Source organism: Pseudomonas sp. TE3899, from assembly GCF_056279105.1.
In genome coordinates, this window is the sequence record NZ_JBWBQR010000001.1 from 3032551 (window position 1) to 3051758 (window position 19208).

Below are 19208 nucleotides of genomic sequence, written 5' to 3' on the forward strand. Positions count from 1 at the left end.
GTATAGTTTTTCGCAACTCGCGAAGCCTGGATGAAACTTAATGCAGTCGAGCAACAATCTAGTAGACCCTGAACTTATAAACATCCGACGACTGTTCGCAACTCCCCTGGCAAGTATCCAGTACCCCGACGCAGAAAAACTCAATGCTGAGCTGAAAACTATCGTCATCAATCGTATGGCGCAAGATCGCAACGGCGCGCAACGTAGCAATGACGGTGGTTGGCAATCTACGCACGACTTCCCTGAATGGGGAGGAGAAGCCTGCGAGGTTTTAGTGAGGTTTGCCACAGCGTTCGCCAATCAACTGACTGCGGTTCATAGCGAGCAATACGGATTAACCGAGCCCAGTTTCGAATGGAAACTCAACGCTTGGGCAAACGTGAATGAGGCGGGCCACAGCAATTCACTGCATGGCCACCCTGGTGCGTTCTGGTCAGGGGTTTACTGGGTCGACGCCGGCGGCCGGGAGGACGATCCAGCTGTCGGAGGTGATCTGGAATTTATGGACCCGCGCGGCATGGTTGCATCGACATATAATCCTGCTCTGCGAATGAGAGTCGAAGATTGCCTTACTGCCGGTTTTAGTTGTACTTATCCCGCCAGAAGTGGAACGTTCATCATGTTTCCATCGTGGCTAATGCATTCAGTACAACGTTTTGAAGGCGCGAGACCGCGAATCTCTATTGCTTTTAACTTTGGTGCTTAACGAGATACCTATTTACTTGAACCACCGCCAACTTCGTAGACACATTTAAATATCCGCTATTGACCAATTAAAAAGATCGCAGCCTTCGGCAGCTCCTACAGAAAAATGGTATCCATCCCGTAGGAGCTGCCGAAGGCTGCGATCTTTTGATCTTGATCTTATCGAAGGAACCGCCCGCTAGCCTGCGAAGCTGCCAAATATCCTAGCCACTCTAAACCCTGCATTGAGGGAGCTTGCTCCAGATACTCTTTGCATCCGCTCATCCACCGTGTAAAAGGTGAGCAACCGATTATTGAACTCAATACAAATGAAAAGTGGCGATATCTCGCGAATACAGCTTCCCGAAGGTGAACTGCTGAATTTTCTCGCTGATCTGGCCACTCTCGAATGGCGGAAATACGGTTCGCGGATAGCCCAGACCTGGAATGGTCGCGAACATGTGGAGCTTCCTGGCAAGCTACCGTGGGTGGTGTTTCGTTTCGAGCAGGAAGACGAGGCAACGATGAAACGCTTGGAGGCGGCTGTTTCAAGTTATGAAGGCCGTGAGCGCTGGCTGCTGCTTGCCCACATCAGAGCCCCCCTGCCCGGCACGAACTGGATGATTTGCCTCGAACGCTCCGACCTGATCGAGCGCCTGGCAGCGAATGCGAACCTTCCAATCTGGCAATACCTCGAACGAGAGAAGCCTGGCTTTCGGGATCTGGCATTCGAGGATTTCAATGGACTGACCGCGCACGTGAAGAGGTGTATGGCCACCACCCACTCAGACTGATGTTCGGACCGTCTGCTCTTGGGTCACGCTGTAGCCATTTCCTCATACGAAGCATTGACGACCGTGATGTGCTCATCCCAAACGGTTTCAACGACAGCCTGAATGATGTTGACCAGCGCCTCAATATCCGCCCCAGGGGCGCTGATACAAGCCAAACGACCGGGCGACCAATCGATAACGGTGCACTGAGGGTACATCTCTAGAAGCGCAGACAACACTTCATCAGGCGGTTCTTTGTGGGTGTACATGAAGTCGAAGTACGGGTCGCTGCCGTCTTGAAACAAGTACACCATTGCCCAGGCATTGGATGGTCCGGGGAACCACAGAGTAACGTGACGACGCGCCCATTCTGGCCCACCGTATTTGATACGGCGAAGCACGTCGATGATCGACGGACAATCGGGTATTCGGGTCATACGATCAGGGTCAAACTTGCGGCAAGGCTCAGGCTGAACGGCCGCTTCACCGGTCAGAAGTGCAGTCATTCTTGCTTTTTTCTTCATCGTATTACCGTGGTTTCAAGCGCCCGCTGTTGTCCGGCGTTTGCGCTTGAAGTCTAAGAAGAAAGATAGGGTGTCACGGCATCTTCGAGTATCTCCACCAACTCAGGATCCATATAACGATAGTCGTCAGGAATATCGAGCGAGTGAATCGGCTTGTGTTCAAGCAGGCGGGCGTATCCGGCCTGCAGACGATGCAGGTGTTTGCGCTCCATGACAAAGATGACATCGGCCCAGCGGATATCCGCTGGGCCGATGGGTTTACGTGCGTTTGGGCTAGTGCCCGCCGAGCGGGCATCGAAGCCAGGACGGCGGCGCCAGATCGCTTCCGCAGTAGGGCTGCGCCATTGGTTACGACTGCAGACAAACAGGAGGTTAGTCACTCTTGATCCAACAATTGGCGGGTACTGCGGATGGGATAGCTCATGCCGAGTTGGCGTGCCCTGATCAACTTGTCAGCACGGGTGTACATCAGCTTCCAGTTCTTTTCTGGCTTGAATTCCAGCGGACGAACCGCTTTATCCCTGCCACATTTACGGGCCTGAGAGCGTCTCCAGGCGCGGGTTCTTTGCATGATCATGTCCTCGTGAATACCGGGTTCAGCAGCCGCAGTAATACGAGTTGGGCGTATGGTAAGCGTGAAACGGGGCAGTGGCTAGGTTATAGGGAGGGGGACATAGGGAGGGGGACAGATTTATTTTCCGCCCCTTTCTGAAAAATAGATCAGTCCCCTTTTCTGAGATGGGACGACGGTTTCCCGTTACTTAATTTTGAACCCCTTTAATTTTTTCTAATCGCATAGCGTTACCCTGCCCCACTTGCGTAACACTCTCAGTTTCGATGGTCTGCACAACGCGACCCGTCTCATCCTTGGTGACCTGAACGGACTTGGTGTAAGTCCCTTGCACGCAGCCGCTCATTGGCAGCACCAGTGCACACAAAATCAGTCCGAAAATACGATTCATCAAAATTCCTTATTTAATCTTAAGTGGTTTGTCGCGCGGAAATCAGCATCGTCCAGCGCTATTGAACAGCGGTACGCCCTGCCCTAGGCCGAGAGCCAAGGGGACAGATTTTGCTCCTGAAATGGATAGGGTTCCTTCAACGAACGCTACCCACCAATACTCAGATAACGCTACGCAAATTACGTCAGCAAAAGCCCTTCCACTATTTTCTTTATTTCAGAAGGTGTTTCCTCGAAACCATATTTACCAGCGTTCGCTTTAGTCGTATTAAACCCTAGCGAATAGCCATTGAAATCAAAGTAGTAGTTATCAATCTTCCGCCTGCTGGGCTTATCTCTGGACAGCATTTCCAAAAGCACCTTGAGGTGAGTTCTGGTTAGCCAAAATCGTTGCGGTGGAGTGGGATTACAGTCGTATGTCAATTGCAGAATTAACCTAGCCAAATTGCCTCCCAAGACAAAAAATTATTGCATGCCGTTTGCGTGTAACGAGACGGAAGCTGCGTTTGGAAAACTTGGCCTAACGCCTATTAGCTGCCTCGAGGCTGACGTGCTGGATTGATCCACAGCGTGGGCAGGATTCCATGACGTTAAGACTCAGACCGCTTCAGAAACTCATCAATCTCCGAAGTAACCTGCTGCTGAATCCCCTCACGCGATCGCCCGCCATCGCCATCCCCACAAATAATCCCATCACCCTGCACCTCTTCCTCAAGCATCGCCACTGCCCCAGGCTTACACACCGCCATAAAGCTGAAGTGGCTGGCATCACTGATCTCCACATAGCGCTTCGACGCTTGGGGCAGCCGTTTGGCCAAGTCGGCGGATTCCAGCTGCGCAGGAAGCTCTTCGGACGGCACGCCTGCTGCGATGACCAGCGTCGGTACACGCAGCGCCGCAAGGCTTTCGTCGGTCATCCCCCGTGACAGGCCCAGGTCCAATGAAACAATGGCGGTGATGCGTTTATCGCTTAAGTCGGCGGCCAATTGGGCTTTGGATGCCGGGGTACTTGCGGGATTCATCTGCTGGTAAACGGTGCAACTGGCCAACTTTGGGTAAGCGTTGCAGTCTTGGGCAAAGTGATCGGGGTCGAAACGTGCGCCGGCGATTTCCAGGACGGTCCAGCCGCCGAGTGAATGGCCGACCGCCGCAATTTGGCGCTTGGCGACTGCGCCAAATTTTTCTGGCTGGGCCGTGACAGCGTCGATGGCTCGGCTCAGGTCGGCGGGTCGTTGCCATAGCTGTGCGGCGGCTTGAGGGCTTCGGTCCTGGCTGGTGCTGCCGGGATGGTTGACCGCCGCGACGATGTAACCCTTGTGGGCCAGTGCGCTGGCCAGCCATGTCTGGTTGATCCAGCTGCCGTTGTAACCGTGGGAGAGCACCACCAATGGATGCTCGCCGGCAGTCGGTGGCGCGTTGGGTACGGCAAGGGCGCCGATGAACACGGGGTTGTCGCCGAACAACTGCGGTGCGGCGGTGGTTGTGCTGGGGTACCAGACGACCATTTCCAGTGGGCGCTCGTTTTTCGGGTCTGGCAGCGTCGAGGACTGGAAGCCGATGGGGTTATCGTTGGCGAATGCGCTGGTGGTGAGGCAAGTTAGAACCAGGATGCCGAGAGCTTTTTTCATTGTTTTTATCTTCCTTGATTAGATTGATCCATCTGTCCTGAAATCTGTTTCATATGATCGTTCCCATGCTCTGCGTGGGAACGATCAATCAACTACTTCAATGGGTTAAACGATGCCCAACGCCTTAAGAATCAACAGCGAGTTGTCGGCAAAGGCGTGCGCCTGTTCGGTCAGTTCCGCGATGTTTTCTTCTGCGGTGGTCAGCGCCCTACCGTCCTTGACCAACCCCTCCCCCTGCTCACTGATGACACTCCAGGCCAGTTGCGCCCATTCCGCCGGATGCTTTCTGCCTTGTTTGATCGATATCAGGAACAGCTGCTGAAAGCGGCTGATCGGCACGCCGCCGCCCGTGACCGGGCTGGCCAAGACCTGGATTTTGTTGCTGAGCAGCGAGCGTTTGCATAGCTGCAGGTTGAGGGTGGTACAGCGTCCCTGTACCAGTTTCTCGGCCGCTTCGCTCTGGCACGGTGCCGCGGCGCTCATCCCTATCAATACGGTGATGGCCTGGACCAGGTCGTCATAAGGCATCGAGGGCACGGCCGCTGACAACTGGCGCAACGTTTTAGGGACATAGGCGTTGGCTGCCAACGCTTCGAGTACGGGGACGTATATCTCTGCCTGCAGCGACGCTTCGCCGGCCGGGCCTTTGACGGTGTCGGGGACGCTTTCTGCCGGTTGGAGCAGGACAAAACGTGTATTGAGCATCGCTTGGCGGCGTTCGGAGGCGGACAGTCGGTTGGCACCGCGCACGTACAAGTCCCGGCGGAAGCTCTGGTTGACGAAGTAGTCACGCGCTTGCTCGCGCATGATCGGGTGATCGATGCCCTCGAGAAAGTCCATGGCTTCTGCGCTCAAGTTGAGCGGATCCACCGTATCGAGCGGCACGGCTGTCGTGGCGAAGTCGAGTTTGGCAGATGCGAGGGCATCGACCACGTCGGTGAAGTACATGCAGTTCCAGTCGCGGTTGAAGTATTCATGGGCGACGTACTGGCGATCCTGGCCTTTGATGCTCTGCAGCTTGGCGTTCAGGCTCGGGACCGCGCTGGCGTAAGCAGGGTTGGCCGCCAGCAGCGTTTCAGAGAATTGCAATGCGGCGTCTATGCGCTGGTCCGGGCGTTCGGAGCGGTTTGTCGCAAAGCGGTCGTGCAGACTGAACAGGTGACGTAATGGCGCCTGAGGCGACCAGCCGGGGAAGCAGTTGTAGCTGATGTACAGCAGACCACCGGGCTTGAGGTGACGCCGGGCGAATTCGACGATCAATTTCTGGTTGTCGCGACTGACCCAGGTCCAGATGCCATGCAGGCTGATGCTGTCGAATTGCGGCAAATCATTTCGGGCCAGCAGTTGTTCGAAGCTGTCGTCATACAGCTGCGCATCGCTGTTCCAGGCAGTCGCCAGTGCACTCGCATGAGCCGCCTGGCCCGGATGGAAGTCAGTGCCTACCCAGGAACCTGGATTGGCGGCGGCATGGATGTTGATCGAGACGCCCTGGCCAAAGCCCAATTCGCAGTGATAGCCGTCGGTGGTCTCCAGACTGGCAATGCCGCGCAGCAACAAGCAATAGCGCAGGAAGACTGGATTGATTTCCCGGCTATAGCTGTAGGTGTAGCCTTCGTCGGTGAAATATCCTTCGTTCCAGGCAGCGCTCATGCTCGTATCCTTTTACTTCGAAAGTGAAGGTGGCTTTTATAAGGGGTAGGCATTGGGTGCCACAAGGGGAAAGACGCGGACGAGTGTTTTTTCGCAGACGATCGTCAGGCGCCACGTCTGCTTATTGAACAAGCATCGGATCACTGCGAAGCACTGTCGCTCGGCAACCCTTTCAACTTGATCTCCGCCAACGGGTGCCCAGCCTTCAGCGCAATCCGCCAGAATCGCGCGGCTTCCAACGGGTCCGGCGCTTTGCTCGACGTGCCCGCCAAACTGATCACCCCGACCTGATACGCCGCTTTGCCATCCCCCGCCAACGCCGCCAGGCGCAGCAATCGTACGCCTTCCTCACGTGCACCAAGGCCAACGCCACGAAAGGTCAGGATGTGGCCATAGAAGCTTTGCGCGCTGACGTCGCCGAGGTTGGCCATGCGGGCGAATTGGCCTTCGAGCCATTTCCAGCCCCGTGGCTGTTTCACAAACCACGACCAGTGAAACAGCCTGCGGGCCAACCAGTAGGAGGCCCGCGCCTTGAGTCGTAAGAACACTCAGGCCTCCGCAGATTCGGGGTACTCGTATTCGAACACCCGCACCACTTCCGAGGCATGCCAGGAAGCGGCCGCGACGCCGTCGGACGGCCCGGAGAACCGGCCAAGGCGTTCGACACATTCGAAGAAGCCGGTGCGCGGCAGGCGGCTGGCGCCTTGGCTGATCACCAGTGAGCTGCGCAAGGGCTGCTCGGCCTTGGCGTCCAGGGCGGCCAGGTGTTCAAGGGCCGCGGTCAGGGTTTGCATGGCCGGGGTGGGCAACTGCAAACGCTCCAGCAGCGCTCGATAAGTCAGAAGATGGCGCTGGCGGCGCGCCTGGTCCAGTTCACCCAACAACCCGTCCCAATGTTGACGACTGATGCGTACGCTCACGATTCATCCCTCCACCCTGGCACCGTCAATTCCCAGGCCAGGCTGCGGCGAATCGCAGCGTCGGGTTGACGCTCGCCACTTTCGATCAAGGCCAGATAAGACGGGCTGATGCCTACCGTGCGGGCCAGCGCCTCGATGGCGATGCCCTTCCCTTCGCGCAAACTGCGGAGTTGATCCAGACCCGGAAGGATCTGGTCTGCTGCGGCCGCCGGACGCTCTGGGGCGGCCCGTGGCGGTTGTTGCTCGATGCCTGCTGCTTTCAGTAGAGCCTGATACTGAGCCCATGGAACAACTGCATATTCGGGCTCGCCTTCGCGTGTGATTATCTGAATATCCATGACTTCCCCGTAGGACAACGACACTTAGCGAGTCGGCACTTTTCCCTTGAAGTGTAATCCTAACAGCGGCCAAGGTCGCGAGGGCATCAATCTAAGATGAAAGTGCCATCACTTAGTCATCTTTGGGGCCTTGAAGCTGAAGTTGCTCCGGGGTATCGGGCAGGCGTTCGACCACGGCCAGCTTCTCCGGCAACTGCCGATTGCGCCAGGCGCGGAAGGCGTTGAGTTCGTCGTCGAGGGTTTTCATTACCCAGGCCAGCACGGCGATGTCGTCGAGCATGCCGAATACCGGGATGAAGTCCGGGATGGCATCGAGGGGGCTGAGGAAATACATCAGGCCGGCCACGACAGTCAGGATCGATTTGCGGCTGATGGCCCGGTACTCGCCGCGCCAGTAGGCCAGGCACAAGGCCTGCAACAGCCGCAGGTCATCCTTGAGCTTACCCAGGCGGCCGCCTTCACTGGCACTTTTGCTGGCCACGGCGAATAGCAGGGTCGGCAATCGACCTTTAGCCAACAGACGCCCGGCCAGTGGCAGGAAGCGAGCGAAATTCCAGGGTGCTTTCATCTTTTCCTCCCACTGAAATGTTATCCACACAAATTGTGGATAACCTTGTGAACAGAGCTGCATTTCACGTCTGCAAGCCCCGTTTTATAAGGGCTCAACTCAGATCGGGCGTTTTTTACTCACATAAAAAAACCCAAGATTTCATTGACTTGGCGGTGAGGTGCGGCTAGCCCAACGCTCTCACTGCCTATGACTCCAGCCTACAGCATCCGTTCGCTTTCTTTGCAAGCGGCCAAACCCCGGATACAACAACGCCCCGCATAATGCGAGGCGTTGTTTTTGCAGCAGACGACGTTACTTGGCGGCGTCTTGTTTCGCTGGATCTTTGATTGCCAGCAGCTCCAGGTCGAATACCAGCACCGAGTTGGCCGGGATTGCCGGGCTTGGGCTTTGCGCGCCGTAAGCCAGGTCGCTAGGGATGTACAGCTTGTACTTCTCGCCGACGTGCATCAGTTGCAGGCCTTCGACCCAACCTGGAATCACACCGCTGACCGGCAGATCAATCGGGCTACCGCGATCAACCGAGCTGTCAAAGGTGGTGCCGTTGGTCAGCTTGCCGGTGTAGTGAACAGTCACTACGTCGGTCGGCTTAGGCTGAGGACCATCCGCTTTTTTCACAACTTCATATTGCAGACCGGACGCAGTGGTCACTACGCCGGCTTTCTTGGCGTTTTCTGCGAGGAATTTCTTGCCGTCGGCTGCCGACTCTTCGCTCATTTTCGCCATGCGTTCTTCTGCACGCTTTTGCAGTGCTGCGAAGGCCTCGACCAGTTCGTCGTCCTTCAGCTTCTGTTCTTTCTTGCCGACGGCATCTTCGATGCCTTGGGCTACGGCCTTGGAATCGAGATCATCCATGCCTTCCTGAGCCAGGCTCTTGCCCATGTTCAGGCCAATCCCGTAGGAAGCTTTTTGCGCCGGGGTTTTCAGCTCTACGCTGGTCTGCGAATCACAACCCGCAAGTACCAGGCTTACCAGGGCCACCGCCGCCGCCAACCGATGCTGTTTCATGCTATTTCCTTGTTCATGCGCCTAAAGGGCAATCGAATAAAGCCGCGAGCTTATCAGGCGGCCACGACCAATGGCTACCGGCATGAGAGCAGGAAACTTCTGATAAGTTCAGGTCTTTTAAAGCATTTCGGGAATGGGCTGGATGAAGTTTCTGTCATCTTGATCCCGCAAGCGCCGACGCCGGTTCCTACAACACTTGGCGTAATGGCCACTTGCCGCCACCTAAGCAGCTGAGGCATAAGAGAGCTACAAATCGACAAGGATGTTTATCTTGCACCTCTTATTCCGTTTGCCGGCTCTGATCGCTGTACTGCTGGGACTTGGCCTGACGGTAGTTCTGTACTACGTCGCCAATCCAAGATTGCCTCTCTATACCCCGGTGCAACAGGTGCATTACCTGGAGCAGTGGAGCGCGGCCGACCGCCTGACCTACTATTTCACGCCCCAGGGCACGCAGGTCAAAGGCCTGCATTACGACTGGTTCCAGGCGCTGGAGCTGCCATTCTCGCAACAGCGATTTGCCACCCCGGAATATCTCGCGCGCTTCGGCTTCCTGATCGATCCGGCGCAGAAAGCCACGCCCAACAACCCGGGAAACCTGCCCGTGGGGTTTGCCCGGCACCAGAATCCGGGCAGCCCGGACCAGTTTCTCGACATCACTTGCGCCGCTTGCCACACCGGCGAGTTGCGTTTCAATGGCCAGGCTGTGCGTATCGATGGCGGCTCGGCGCAGCATGTCTTGCCACCCAGCGTGCCGACCCTGCGCGGTGGCAGTTTTGGCCAGGCCTTGGTCGCCAGTCTGGTATCGACTTATTACAACCCTTGGAAATTCGAACGTTTCGCACGCAACGTGCTGGGCGCGGACTACGACGCTCGGCATCAAATCCTGCGGGAAGACTTCAAACGCTCTCTCGATACCTTCGTGAAAACCGCATGGAACGACACCCATCGCGGGCTCTATCCGACCGAAGAAGGCCCAGGCCGCACCGATGCGTTCGGACGCATCGCCAACGCCAGTTTCGGTGACGCGATCACCCCGGATAACTACCGTGTGGCCAACGCCCCAGTGGATTATCCACAGCTGTGGGACATCTGGACCTTCGATTGGGTGCAGTGGAATGGCTCGGCGCAGCAGCCGATGGCGCGCAATATCGGCGAGGCGCTGGGTGTGGGCGCGACTCTGAATTTCTTCGACGACAACGGCCAGCCGTTCACGGGTGATGCGCGCTACCCCTCCAGCGTTCGCGTTCGTGATCTGAACCTGATCGAAGAAACCCTGCAACGCCTGAAGCCGCCCGCTTGGCCGGAAGAGGTGTTGGGTCGCGTGGACAAACCTTTGGCGGCCCAAGGTCGCACGTTGTTCGCCGAGAACTGCGCCAGTTGTCATGTGCCCCGCGTGACGCCAATCAACGGACGTCCTGTGCAGCAGCTCAAGTTGCTGCCGGTCGCCGCGATCGGCACCGATCCCACCGCAGCCAACAACATTGCCGACCACCGCTTCGATCTCACGGCGTTGCAATGGGATCCGGCGGAACTCGGGCAACTCGACGTTCAACTGCATCCCAAGCCGACCGAGCCGCTGGACCTGAGCAAACTTTCGGTGGCCAAGGGACTGGCCTACGTCACGGCCTTCGTCGAAAACCGGGCGTACCGTGAGGCCAAGCTCACCCCGGCGGAACGCCCGGACCTGGATGGCTTCGGCCTGCCTATCGGTGTTCAGGAGCTGCGTGCCTACAAAGCCCGGCCACTGGCGGGTGTGTGGGCCACCGCGCCATTTCTGCACAACGGTTCGGTGCCGAGCATTTACCAATTGCTGTCGCCTCAGGATGAGCGCTCCACCACCTTCTATAAAGGCACCTTCGAGTACGACCCCAGACACCTGGGCTATCGCACCGAGGCCTTTACCAACGGCTTTGTGTTCGACACGCGCATCACCGGCAACCACAACAGTGGTCACGAGTTCCGCGCCGGTGAGCGTGGCAACGGCGTGATTGGCCGCTTGCTGCAACCCCAGGAACGCTGGGCGTTGCTGGAATACCTGAAAGTGCTGGGCGGCCCGCTGGAGGCGCAATTGCCATGAATCCTGAATTCATCAAAAGGACTTGCTGATGTTGATTACCCTTTGGCTGCGCCTCGGCGCCTTCCTCGGAAAACTCCTGCTGTGGGTGCTGGGTCTGGGGTTGTTGAGTTGGGCGCTGGCCACCGCGTGGCTTGCCTGGCAGCACAGCGGCGCGGTGTCGGCGGATGAACAGATTCCGGACGGTGAGTCGGCGATGACCCAGGACATCATCCAGACCGCCGTGCGTATCGTCGATCAGCACCGCGAAAGCACGCGCTACCTGCGCGATGCCCACGCAAAAGCCCATGGCTGCGTGAGGGCCGAGGTTCAGGTGTTGCCGGATCTGGCGGCGGAATTGCGTCAAGGCGTGTTCAGCGAGCCGGGGAAAACCTGGCAAGCGAGCGTGCGATTGTCCAACGGCAACGCCTACCCGCAATTTGACAGCATCCGCGACGCGCGGGGCATAGCCATCAAGTTGCTCGATGTGCCCGGCAAACAATTGCTGGCCGACCAGGCGGCTCGTCACGAACAGGATTTCGTGATGTTCAGCCATCCGAATTTCTTTGTCAGCGATGTCGCCGAGTACCGTCAGAATGTGGCCGCCCAGGCTGACGGCAAATCGGCGATGGCGTTTTTTCCGGGTTGGGACCCGCGCACGTGGCAGGTTCGCCACTTGTTTATCGCACTGGCGACGCTCTCCCCTGCTCCCGACAGTCCGACTCAGACTACGTATTTCTCGGTTTCGCCCTACAAATTCGGCGCAAACAATGCCAAGTTCCGCGTCATGCCCGATCCGGGAAGCTGCCCGGCCTACACCCTGCCCAAGCAAAATCAGGATCTGCCGAACTTCCTGCGCAGTGCGCTGAATCAACAGCTATCGACTGATCGGGTTCCGGCGTGTTTCGTCTTGCAGATCCAGCGCCAGGATGCGAACAAGTACATGCCGATCGAAGACACCAGCATTGAGTGGCGGGAAAGTGATGCGCCGTTCGAGACAGTCGCGAAGATCAACCTGCCGGCACAGGACTTCGACACGCCGGCGCTGAATCTGCAATGCGATAACCAGTCGTTCAACCCGTGGTTCGGGCTGGAGGCGCATCGGCCGATTGGCGGGATCAATCGGCTGCGTAAGGCGGTGTATGAGGCCGTGAGTGATTACCGACACAGCCGCAACGGCGAGCAGTAACAGCAGCATTTACCAAATCCCGGACAGCAAAAAGCCCGCATTAAGCGGGCTTTCTGTGTGGTGACCTGGCGTTCAGCGTTCCAGGTTACCGAATATGGCGCAGCGGACGGGACTCGAACCCGCGACCCCCGGCGTGACAGGCCGGTATTCTAACCGACTGAACTACCGCTGCGCGTAGCGTTGAAAGTGGTGGGTGATGACGGGATCGAACCGCCGACATTCTGCTTGTAAGGCAGACGCTCTCCCAGCTGAGCTAATCACCCTTTACCTTCGTTGCGGGGCGCATTATGCCACAGGTTTTCGTAAAGTGTTGATTTAATTGAATATTTTTTCAAATAAATCCGAAAACCGGTGAAACGATACATCCCGCGGGAACAACAGACAGAAAAAAACCCGCGTGAGCGGGCTTTTCCGTGGTGACCTGGCGTTCAGCATTCCAGGTTACCGAATATGGCGCAGCGGACGGGACTCGAACCCGCGACCCCCGGCGTGACAGGCCGGTATTCTAACCGACTGAACTACCGCTGCGCGTAACACTAAGAACGAATGGTGGGTGATGACGGGATCGAACCGCCGACATTCTGCTTGTAAGGCAGACGCTCTCCCAGCTGAGCTAATCACCCTTCGTTTCGGTGTGGCGCGCATTCTACGGAGCACCCCCACCTCTGGCAAGCACTTTTTTAATTAATTTATTCAGGCCTTCCAAAGGCTTAGAGAAGGGTTGGCCTATGGCGCCGCGAAGAGAATAATGCCCCCCTTTGTATAAAGGAGAGACTCGCCCCATGTGGTTCAAAAACCTGCTTATCTATCGCCTGACCCAAGATCTGCCTTTTGATGCCGAGGCGTTGGAAACTGCACTGGAGACCAAACTGGCCCGTCCATGTGCAAGCCAGGAGTTGACCACCTACGGTTTCGTCGCGCCGTTCGGCAAAGGCGAAGATGCTCCACTGGCGCACGTCAGCGGCGACTTCCTGCTGATCGCCGCCCGTAAAGAAGAACGCATTCTGCCGGGCAGCGTCGTGCGCGACGCGGTCAAGGAAAAGGTCGAAGAGATCGAAGCCACGCAAATGCGCAAGGTCTATAAGAAGGAACGCGACCAGATCAAGGATGAAATCATCCTGGCCTTCCTGCCGCGCGCCTTTATCCGTCGCTCGTCGACGTTCGCCGCCATCGCGCCGAAACAAGGCCTGATCCTGGTGAACTCGGCGAGCCCGAAACGCGCCGAAGACCTGCTGTCGACGTTGCGTGAAGTGATCGGCACCCTGCCGGTACGTCCGCTGACCGTAAAAATGGCCCCGACCGCCACCATGACTGACTGGGTCAAGACCCAGAAAGCCGCGGACGACTTCTTTGTGCTGGACGAGTGCGAACTGCGCGACACCCACGAAGACGGCGGCATCGTGCGCTGCAAGCGTCAGGACCTGACCAGCGAAGAAATCCAGCTGCACCTGAGCACCGGCAAAGTGGTGACTCAGTTGTCCCTGGCGTGGCAGGACAAGTTGTCGTTCATGCTCGACGACAAAATGACCGTCAAGCGCCTGAAGTTCGAAGACTTGCTGCAGGACCAGGCGGAACAGGACGGCGGCGACGAAGCCCTGGGCCAACTGGACGCGAGCTTCACTTTGATGATGCTGACCTTCGGCGACTTCCTGCCGGCGCTGGTTGAAGCCTTGGGTGGCGAAGAAACTCCGCAAGGCATCTGACAGCCTTGAAGGGCGCCTGCCTTGATGGGCAGGTGCCTGTACAAAAGATCGCAGCCTTCGGCAGTTCCTACTGAAATCGCATTCCAAAGTAGGTACTGCCGAAGGCTGCGATCTTTTTTTACAGGCCGCGTATGCTTAGCTCCCTAACGCTTTCACATAATAAGGAACAGGCCATGCGCGCACTGGCTGCATTGAGTCGCTTTGTCGGCAACACCTTCGCTTACTGGGTACTGATTTTCGCCGTCCTGGCGTTCCTCGAACCGACCTGGTTCATTGGCCTGAAAGGCGCCATCGTGCCGCTGCTGGGGCTGGTGATGTTCGGCATGGGCCTGACCCTCAAACTTGAAGACTTCGCCGAAGTCGCTCGCCATCCTTGGCGCGTCGCGTTGGGCGTGGTCGCGCATTTCGTGATCATGCCGGGGATGGCGTGGTTGCTCTGCCAGGTGTTTCACCTGCCAGCGGAAATCGCCGTCGGCGTGATCCTGGTCGGTTGCTGCCCGAGCGGCACGTCGTCCAACGTGATGACCTGGCTGGCGCGCGGCGACCTGGCGTTGTCGGTGGCCATCGCCGCCGTCACCACCCTCCTCGCCCCGCTGCTGACCCCGGCGCTGATCTGGCTGCTAGCCTCGGCGTGGCTGCCGGTGTCGTTCATGGCGTTGTTCTGGTCGATCCTGCAAGTGGTGCTGCTGCCGATCGTGCTTGGCGTGGTCGCGCAACGGCTGCTCGGCAACAAAGTGCGTCACGCGGTAGAAGTGCTGCCGCTGGTGTCGGTGGTGAGCATCGTGATCATCGTTGCAGCGGTGGTTGCGGCCAGTCAGGCCAAGATTGCCGAATCCGGCCTGCTGATCATGGCGGTGGTGATGCTGCACAACAGTTTCGGCTACTTGCTGGGTTACTTCACCGGGCGCCTGTTCAAGCTGCCGCTGCCCCAGCGCAAGTCCCTGGCACTGGAGGTCGGCATGCAGAACTCCGGATTGGGCGCCGCGCTGGCCAGTGCGCACTTCTCGCCTCTGGCGGCGGTGCCGAGCGCGTTGTTCAGCGTGTGGCACAACATTTCCGGGGCGCTGCTCTCGACGTATTTCCGCCGCATGAGCGAGAAAGAAGATCGGGAAATAGCGGCGCGGCAGGCGACTGAGTAAGCGGCAAACTTGATCCCCGGATTAATGATGGGCACTCTATGGCGCAACGCGAGGACGACCTCGCGGCTCGATCGAGTCATTAATCTGGGGACGACCCCGTCAATCGATGGAGGTCTCTCATGTCCTGGATCATTCTGTTTTTCGCCGGTTTGTTCGAAGTCGGCTGGGCCGTTGGCCTGAAATACACCGACGGCTTCAGCCGCCCTCTTCCCACTGCGTTAACCGTTGCCGCCATGGCCATCAGCTTGGGCTTGCTCGGCCTTGCCATGAAGGAATTGCCGCTGGGCACGGCCTATGCAATCTGGACCGGCGTGGGCGCGGTGGGCACGGTAATCGCCGGGATCATTCTGTTTGGTGAGTCCATGGCGCTGTTCCGGCTGGCGAGTGTGGCGTTGATTATTGCCGGGTTGGTGGGGCTTAAAGTCAGCGCTTAGCCTTTAGATCGCCTTCGCGGGCAAGCCACAAAACCTGTAGGAGCAAGGCTTGTCCGCGATGGCGCCCTCAACATCACCGACTATCTGACTGCCCCGCGCAAATCCCCGACCAACGCCTGCAACTTCGCCGGCTCCGCCACTTCAACCGCCACCGCTGGCCCCGCCACCAACGTCACCCGCGACCACAACCGGCGGAACAAGCCCTTGGCCGGATCACGACTGAAGAAACTCCCCCACAACCCTTGCAACGCCAGCGGAATCACCGGCACCGGCGTCTCTTCGAGAATCCGCGTCAGCCCACCCTTGAACTCGTTGATCTCACCGTCGGCGGTCAATTTGCCTTCCGGGAAGATGCACACCAGCTCGCCGTCCTTCAGATACTGGGCAATGCGCTTGAAGGCCTTTTCGTAGATCTGGATGTCTTCCTGGCGTCCGGCGATAGGAATCGTCCCGGCGGTGCGGAAGATAAAGTTCAGCACCGGCAGGTTGTAGATTTTGTAGTACATGACAAAGCGAATCGGCCTACGCACCGCGCCGCCAATCAGCAAGGCATCGACGAACGACACGTGGTTGCACACCAGCAATGCCGCACCTTCGTCTGGAATCAGGTCCAGGTTGCGATGCTCCACGCGGTACATGGAATGGCTGAGCAGCCAGATCATGAAGCGCATGCTGAACTCGGGAACGATGCTGAAGATGTAGGCGTTGACGCCGATGTTGAGCAGCGATACCACCAGAAACAGTTGCGGGATCGACAGTTTCACCATGCTCAGCAGCACGATCGAGACAATCGCCGAGACCACCATGAACAGCGCGTTGAGGATGTTGTTGGCGGCAATCACTCGCGCCCGCTCGTTCTCGGCGGTGCGTGACTGAATCAGTGCATACAGCGGCACGATGTAGAAACCACCGAAAACCCCGAGCCCGAGAATGTCGATCAACACCAGCCAGGTGTGGCCGAAACTCAGGACTTCGATCCAGCCATGGCCGGTCACGCTGTCCGGAATGCCGCCGGAATGCCACCACAGCAGCAAGCCAAACACCGTCAGGCCGAACGAGCCGAACGGCACCAGGCCGATCTCGACTTTGCGCCCGGACAGCTTCTCGCAAAGCATCGAACCGAGGGCAATACCGACCGAGAACACAGTGAGGATCAGCGTCACCACGGTTTCGTCGCCGTGCATCCATTCCTTGGCGTAGGCCGGGATCTGCGTCAGGTAAATCGCCCCGACAAACCAGAACCACGAGTTGCCGACAATCGACCGCGACACCGCCGGGGTCTGCCCCAGGCCCAGCTTCAAAGTGGCCCAGGACTGGGTAAAGATGTTCCAGTTCAGGCGCATTTCCGGTGATGCGGCGGCCGCGCGGGGAATGCTGCGGCTGGCCAGGTAACCGAGCACCGCGATACCGACAATCGCCGTGGAAACCAGAGGCGCGTAATGCCCGGACGACATCATGATCCCGGCGCCAATGGTCCCGGCCAGAATCGCCAGGAACGTGCCCATTTCCACCAAACCATTGCCACCCACCAGCTCTTCTTCACGCAAGGCCTGGGGCAGGATCGAATACTTCACCGGCCCGAACAGCGCCGAGTGAGTCCCCATGGCGAACAGCGCCACCAGCATCAGCGACAGGTGATCGAACAGGAAGCCGACCGCACCGACCGCCATGATGGCGATTTCCCCGAGCTTGATCAGACGAATCAGCGCGTCCTTGGCGAATTTTTCCCCGAACTGCCCGGCCAACGCCGAGAACAGGAAAAACGGCAGGATGAACAGCAGCGCGCACAGGTTGACCCAGATCGAACGGTCACCGTCGATGGTCAACTTGTACAAAATGGCGAGGATCAGCGACTGCTTGAAGATGTTGTCGTTGAACGCCCCAAGGGACTGGGTCACGAAAAACGGCAGGAAACGCCGGGTGCGAAGCAAGGTGAACTGTGAGGGGTGACTCATCTTCCGTGTTTCCCTGATGTTAGGTAGAGAGTGGCGTGGAGACGGTTATTGGAATGCCGAACGCCGATCCAGGCCACACATTACCTAATCTTTGCAGGTTATTTCTTTAATCCTGCGATACACGGCGAGACAAACAGCTCGCCACGCCACGCCCCCTGCACCGTTCGCTTGCCGACAATCAGCCACATCACCGCCAGCAGCGCCACCAACACGCAGCCAAACATGCTGAAGAAAGTCAGGTTCAAGGTGCTCGCCAGTTTCAGCGTCGCCAGGGAATACACGCCCAGCGGGAAGGTAAAGCCCCACCAACCGAGGTTGAACGGGATGCCGGCGCGCAGGTAACGCACGGTGATCAGCACCGCGATCAGCATCCACCACAACCCGAAGCCCCACAGCGTGATCCCGGCCACCAGCCCCAGCCCGGCAGCGATTTCACCGACGCCTGGCAAACCGTTGGCGGCAAAGATCGCCGGGGCATCGGCGCCCAGCAGCAACATGCCCAGCGCCCCGGTGCCGATCGGGCCGAGGGCCAGCCAGCTCGAAGCGGCCATGTTTTCGTGAGGCAATTTATGCAGGGCCATGCGCAGCAACAGGATGGTCAAAATGCTGAACGCCACCGGCAGGGAAAACGCCCACAACACGTAGCTGGTCACCAACACCACCAGTTGCGAATGGGCCTCGGCCAGGTGCGGCGCCAACAGGCCACCGCTGGCGGCGGCCACTTCCGCGGCCACGACGGGCAACAGCCAGACGGCGGTCATCTGGTCAATGCTGTGTTCCTGGCGGGTAAACATCATGTACGGAATCAGCACACCACAGGCCAGGGACATCGCCACATCCAGCCACCAGAGTATTTCGGCGACCTGAATCACCCCGTCGCCCCAACGCGGCAAACCGAACACCAGGAAGCCATTAATGATGGTCGCCAGGCCCATGGGGATGGTGCCGAAAAACATCGAGACCGTGGAATGCCCGAAAATCCGCCGCGCCTCATCGAAGAACAGCACCCAACGCGCGGCGTACAGCCCGGTGAACAACACGAACAGAAAGATATTGAACAGCCACAACCCCTCGGCTACCGCAGGCAGACCGGGGATGGCCATGGGCAATTGCGCCAGCGCCAAGGCCAGCACGCCGGTGCCCATGGTGGCGGCGAACCAGTTCGGGGTGAATTGGCGAATCGCTTCCAGCGGGCGCGGAAGAAGACTTAAAGGTTTGTAACCGGGCTTGGCAGCGTTGGGGCAGATCATGGCGAACTCCTGTCCTCTGATGAGGTAGAGCCCATGGTAGAACCGAATCGAATATCTATATAACGGGTAATATCTCTAACTGTTATCTGTTTTGCAGATATATGTCAGACGCTGCCTTCTGATTCGATCACCAGGATCCGCGCCGCGCCCAGCGGATGCGCCACATGTTCGGTGCCGACCGACGCATAAAAAATATCGCCGACGTCCAGCAAGACCGCCTGTTCGACACCGGCTTCGCGGTAATGCATCCGTACTTGCCCATCGAGCACCACGAACACTTCCTGACCATCGTTGACGTGCCATTTGTACGGCTGATCGGTCCAGTGCAAACGGGTAGTGATGCCGTTCATATTGGCGATGTCCAGCGCGCCCCAGGCACGCTCGGCGGTGAAGGATTTGCTGCGGATGATCTTCATGGGTCGGTCCGT

Annotated in this window: 21 protein-coding genes and 4 tRNA genes; 7 read left to right on the plus strand and 18 right to left on the minus strand. The window is 58.1% G+C overall.

Features of this window, described 5'->3' with window-relative positions; all coding sequences use genetic code 11:
- Positions 1-40 precede the first annotated feature (40 nt).
- Both ACZ89E_RS13795 and ACZ89E_RS13800 read left to right on the plus strand, forming a co-directional pair.
- Complete coding sequence (locus tag ACZ89E_RS13795; RefSeq protein WP_476255869.1) at positions 41-706, plus strand: TIGR02466 family protein; 666 nt, start codon at positions 41-43, stop codon at positions 704-706.
- A gap of 307 nt (positions 707-1013) precedes the next feature.
- Complete coding sequence (locus ACZ89E_RS13800) at positions 1014-1478, plus strand: hypothetical protein (protein WP_476255870.1); 465 nt, start codon at positions 1014-1016, stop codon at positions 1476-1478.
- Positions 1479-1501: 23 nt separating this feature from the next.
- Here the strand turns inward: ACZ89E_RS13800 and ACZ89E_RS13805 are convergent, their stop codons facing one another.
- The 11 genes from ACZ89E_RS13805 to ACZ89E_RS13855 form a co-directional block, all read right to left on the minus strand.
- On the minus strand, positions 1502-1981 hold the full coding sequence (locus tag ACZ89E_RS13805; protein ID WP_476255871.1) for a hypothetical protein: 480 nt from the start codon (positions 1979-1981) through the stop codon (positions 1502-1504).
- A 53-nt stretch (positions 1982-2034) separates the two neighbouring features.
- Entirely contained in the window at positions 2035-2361 is a 327-nt protein-coding gene (locus tag ACZ89E_RS13810) for a low molecular weight protein tyrosine phosphatase family protein (RefSeq protein WP_463259816.1), read from the minus strand.
- Positions 2358-2552, minus strand: coding sequence for a hypothetical protein (locus ACZ89E_RS13815; RefSeq protein WP_476255872.1), 195 nt, complete (start codon positions 2550-2552; stop codon positions 2358-2360). Before ACZ89E_RS13815 ends, ACZ89E_RS13810 begins: the two co-directional genes overlap by 4 nt.
- Positions 2553-2742: 190 nt before the next feature.
- Positions 2743-2943: a hypothetical protein gene (locus ACZ89E_RS13820; protein WP_157711633.1), complete on the minus strand. Its 201-nt coding sequence runs from the start codon at positions 2941-2943 to the stop codon at positions 2743-2745.
- A 589-nt stretch (positions 2944-3532) separates the two neighbouring features.
- Positions 3533-4570 (minus strand): alpha/beta hydrolase family protein, encoded by a 1038-nt coding sequence (locus ACZ89E_RS13825; RefSeq protein ID WP_476255873.1) that lies wholly within the window; start codon positions 4568-4570, stop codon positions 3533-3535.
- 105 nt (positions 4571-4675) lie between these two features.
- Positions 4676-6220 (minus strand): methyltransferase regulatory domain-containing protein, encoded by a 1545-nt coding sequence (locus ACZ89E_RS13830; protein WP_476255874.1) that lies wholly within the window; start codon positions 6218-6220, stop codon positions 4676-4678.
- A 140-nt stretch (positions 6221-6360) separates the two neighbouring features.
- On the minus strand, positions 6361-6768 hold the full coding sequence (locus tag ACZ89E_RS13835) for an SEL1-like repeat protein (RefSeq protein WP_476255875.1): 408 nt from the start codon (positions 6766-6768) through the stop codon (positions 6361-6363).
- Positions 6769-7140, minus strand: a complete 372-nt coding sequence (locus ACZ89E_RS13840) for a hypothetical protein (protein WP_003223109.1) — start codon at positions 7138-7140, stop codon at positions 6769-6771.
- The gene (locus tag ACZ89E_RS13845) at positions 7137-7478 is read right to left on the minus strand and encodes a helix-turn-helix domain-containing protein (protein WP_149656921.1); all 342 of its coding nucleotides are present in this window, start codon (positions 7476-7478) and stop codon (positions 7137-7139) included. The genes ACZ89E_RS13840 and ACZ89E_RS13845 overlap by 4 nt, the downstream gene beginning before the upstream one ends.
- Positions 7479-7590: 112 nt before the next feature.
- Positions 7591-8046 (minus strand): YkvA family protein, encoded by a 456-nt coding sequence (locus ACZ89E_RS13850; protein WP_149656922.1) that lies wholly within the window; start codon positions 8044-8046, stop codon positions 7591-7593.
- 294 nt (positions 8047-8340) lie between these two features.
- Positions 8341-9054: an FKBP-type peptidyl-prolyl cis-trans isomerase gene (locus ACZ89E_RS13855; protein ID WP_133836585.1), complete on the minus strand. Its 714-nt coding sequence runs from the start codon at positions 9052-9054 to the stop codon at positions 8341-8343.
- Positions 9055-9325: 271 nt separating this feature from the next.
- Here ACZ89E_RS13855 and ACZ89E_RS13860 point away from each other — a divergent pair, with 271 nt between their 5' ends.
- Positions 9326-11134: a di-heme-cytochrome C peroxidase gene (locus tag ACZ89E_RS13860; protein WP_476255876.1), complete on the plus strand. Its 1809-nt coding sequence runs from the start codon at positions 9326-9328 to the stop codon at positions 11132-11134.
- 28 nt (positions 11135-11162) lie between these two features.
- Positions 11163-12299 (plus strand): catalase family protein, encoded by a 1137-nt coding sequence (locus tag ACZ89E_RS13865; protein WP_476255877.1) that lies wholly within the window; start codon positions 11163-11165, stop codon positions 12297-12299.
- Between the two features lie 95 nt (positions 12300-12394).
- Here ACZ89E_RS13865 and ACZ89E_RS13870 read toward each other — a convergent pair.
- From ACZ89E_RS13870 to ACZ89E_RS13885, 4 genes are all read right to left on the minus strand, one after another.
- A tRNA-Asp gene (locus tag ACZ89E_RS13870) sits at positions 12395-12471 on the minus strand.
- 15 nt (positions 12472-12486) lie between these two features.
- Positions 12487-12562, minus strand: a tRNA-Val gene (locus ACZ89E_RS13875).
- A gap of 188 nt (positions 12563-12750) precedes the next feature.
- Positions 12751-12827 (minus strand) — tRNA-Asp (locus ACZ89E_RS13880).
- Between the two features lie 19 nt (positions 12828-12846).
- A tRNA-Val gene (locus tag ACZ89E_RS13885) sits at positions 12847-12922 on the minus strand.
- Positions 12923-13081: 159 nt separating this feature from the next.
- On the opposite strand from ACZ89E_RS13885, the gene rdgC reads away from it, so the two are divergent.
- The 3 genes from rdgC to sugE all read left to right on the plus strand — a co-directional run bounded on the left by rdgC (position 13082) and on the right by sugE (position 15575).
- Positions 13082-14002, plus strand: coding sequence for a recombination-associated protein RdgC (gene rdgC, locus ACZ89E_RS13890; RefSeq protein ID WP_476255878.1), 921 nt, complete (start codon positions 13082-13084; stop codon positions 14000-14002).
- A 173-nt stretch (positions 14003-14175) separates the two neighbouring features.
- Positions 14176-15141, plus strand: coding sequence for a bile acid:sodium symporter family protein (locus tag ACZ89E_RS13895; protein WP_476255879.1), 966 nt, complete (start codon positions 14176-14178; stop codon positions 15139-15141).
- A 119-nt stretch (positions 15142-15260) separates the two neighbouring features.
- Positions 15261-15575, plus strand: a complete 315-nt coding sequence (sugE, locus tag ACZ89E_RS13900; RefSeq protein ID WP_027922462.1) for a quaternary ammonium compound efflux SMR transporter SugE — start codon at positions 15261-15263, stop codon at positions 15573-15575.
- A gap of 80 nt (positions 15576-15655) precedes the next feature.
- Here sugE and ACZ89E_RS13905 read toward each other — a convergent pair whose 3' ends face one another.
- The 3 genes from ACZ89E_RS13905 to ACZ89E_RS13915 all read right to left on the minus strand — a co-directional run bounded on the left by ACZ89E_RS13905 (position 15656) and on the right by ACZ89E_RS13915 (position 19196).
- On the minus strand, positions 15656-17530 hold the full coding sequence (locus tag ACZ89E_RS13905) for an MFS transporter (protein WP_476255880.1): 1875 nt from the start codon (positions 17528-17530) through the stop codon (positions 15656-15658).
- 98 nt (positions 17531-17628) lie between these two features.
- A complete protein-coding gene (locus tag ACZ89E_RS13910) occupies positions 17629-18780 on the minus strand; it encodes a TDT family transporter (protein ID WP_149656927.1) in 1152 nt (383 codons plus the stop codon).
- Positions 18781-18884: 104 nt separating this feature from the next.
- Entirely contained in the window at positions 18885-19196 is a 312-nt protein-coding gene (locus ACZ89E_RS13915) for a cupin domain-containing protein (RefSeq protein ID WP_463259808.1), read from the minus strand.
- Positions 19197-19208: the final 12 nt, after the last annotated feature.

Excerpts from the sequence above, each read along its gene's own strand:
- ACZ89E_RS13795 (WP_476255869.1), top strand. The coding sequence starts at position 41 with ATGCAGTCGAGCAACAATCTAGTAGACCCTGAACTTATAAACATCCGA.
- ACZ89E_RS13800 (WP_476255870.1), top strand. The coding sequence starts at position 1,014 with ATGAAAAGTGGCGATATCTCGCGAATACAGCTTCCCGAAGGTGAACTG.
- ACZ89E_RS13805 (WP_476255871.1), bottom strand. The coding sequence starts at position 1,981 with ATGAAGAAAAAAGCAAGAATGACTGCACTTCTGACCGGTGAAGCGGCC.
- ACZ89E_RS13815 (WP_476255872.1), bottom strand. The coding sequence starts at position 2,552 with ATGCAAAGAACCCGCGCCTGGAGACGCTCTCAGGCCCGTAAATGTGGC.
- ACZ89E_RS13820 (WP_157711633.1), bottom strand. The coding sequence starts at position 2,943 with ATGAATCGTATTTTCGGACTGATTTTGTGTGCACTGGTGCTGCCAATG.
- ACZ89E_RS13825 (WP_476255873.1), bottom strand. The coding sequence starts at position 4,570 with ATGAAAAAAGCTCTCGGCATCCTGGTTCTAACTTGCCTCACCACCAGC.
- ACZ89E_RS13830 (WP_476255874.1), bottom strand. The coding sequence starts at position 6,220 with ATGAGCGCTGCCTGGAACGAAGGATATTTCACCGACGAAGGCTACACC.
- ACZ89E_RS13845 (WP_149656921.1), bottom strand. The coding sequence starts at position 7,478 with ATGGATATTCAGATAATCACACGCGAAGGCGAGCCCGAATATGCAGTT.
- ACZ89E_RS13850 (WP_149656922.1), bottom strand. The coding sequence starts at position 8,046 with ATGAAAGCACCCTGGAATTTCGCTCGCTTCCTGCCACTGGCCGGGCGT.
- ACZ89E_RS13855 (WP_133836585.1), bottom strand. The coding sequence starts at position 9,054 with ATGAAACAGCATCGGTTGGCGGCGGCGGTGGCCCTGGTAAGCCTGGTA.
- ACZ89E_RS13865 (WP_476255877.1), top strand. The coding sequence starts at position 11,163 with ATGTTGATTACCCTTTGGCTGCGCCTCGGCGCCTTCCTCGGAAAACTC.
- rdgC (WP_476255878.1), top strand. The coding sequence starts at position 13,082 with ATGTGGTTCAAAAACCTGCTTATCTATCGCCTGACCCAAGATCTGCCT.
- ACZ89E_RS13895 (WP_476255879.1), top strand. The coding sequence starts at position 14,176 with ATGCGCGCACTGGCTGCATTGAGTCGCTTTGTCGGCAACACCTTCGCT.
- sugE (WP_027922462.1), top strand. The coding sequence starts at position 15,261 with ATGTCCTGGATCATTCTGTTTTTCGCCGGTTTGTTCGAAGTCGGCTGG.
- ACZ89E_RS13905 (WP_476255880.1), bottom strand. The coding sequence starts at position 17,530 with ATGAGTCACCCCTCACAGTTCACCTTGCTTCGCACCCGGCGTTTCCTG.
- ACZ89E_RS13910 (WP_149656927.1), bottom strand. The coding sequence starts at position 18,780 with ATGATCTGCCCCAACGCTGCCAAGCCCGGTTACAAACCTTTAAGTCTT.
- ACZ89E_RS13915 (WP_463259808.1), bottom strand. The coding sequence starts at position 19,196 with ATGAAGATCATCCGCAGCAAATCCTTCACCGCCGAGCGTGCCTGGGGC.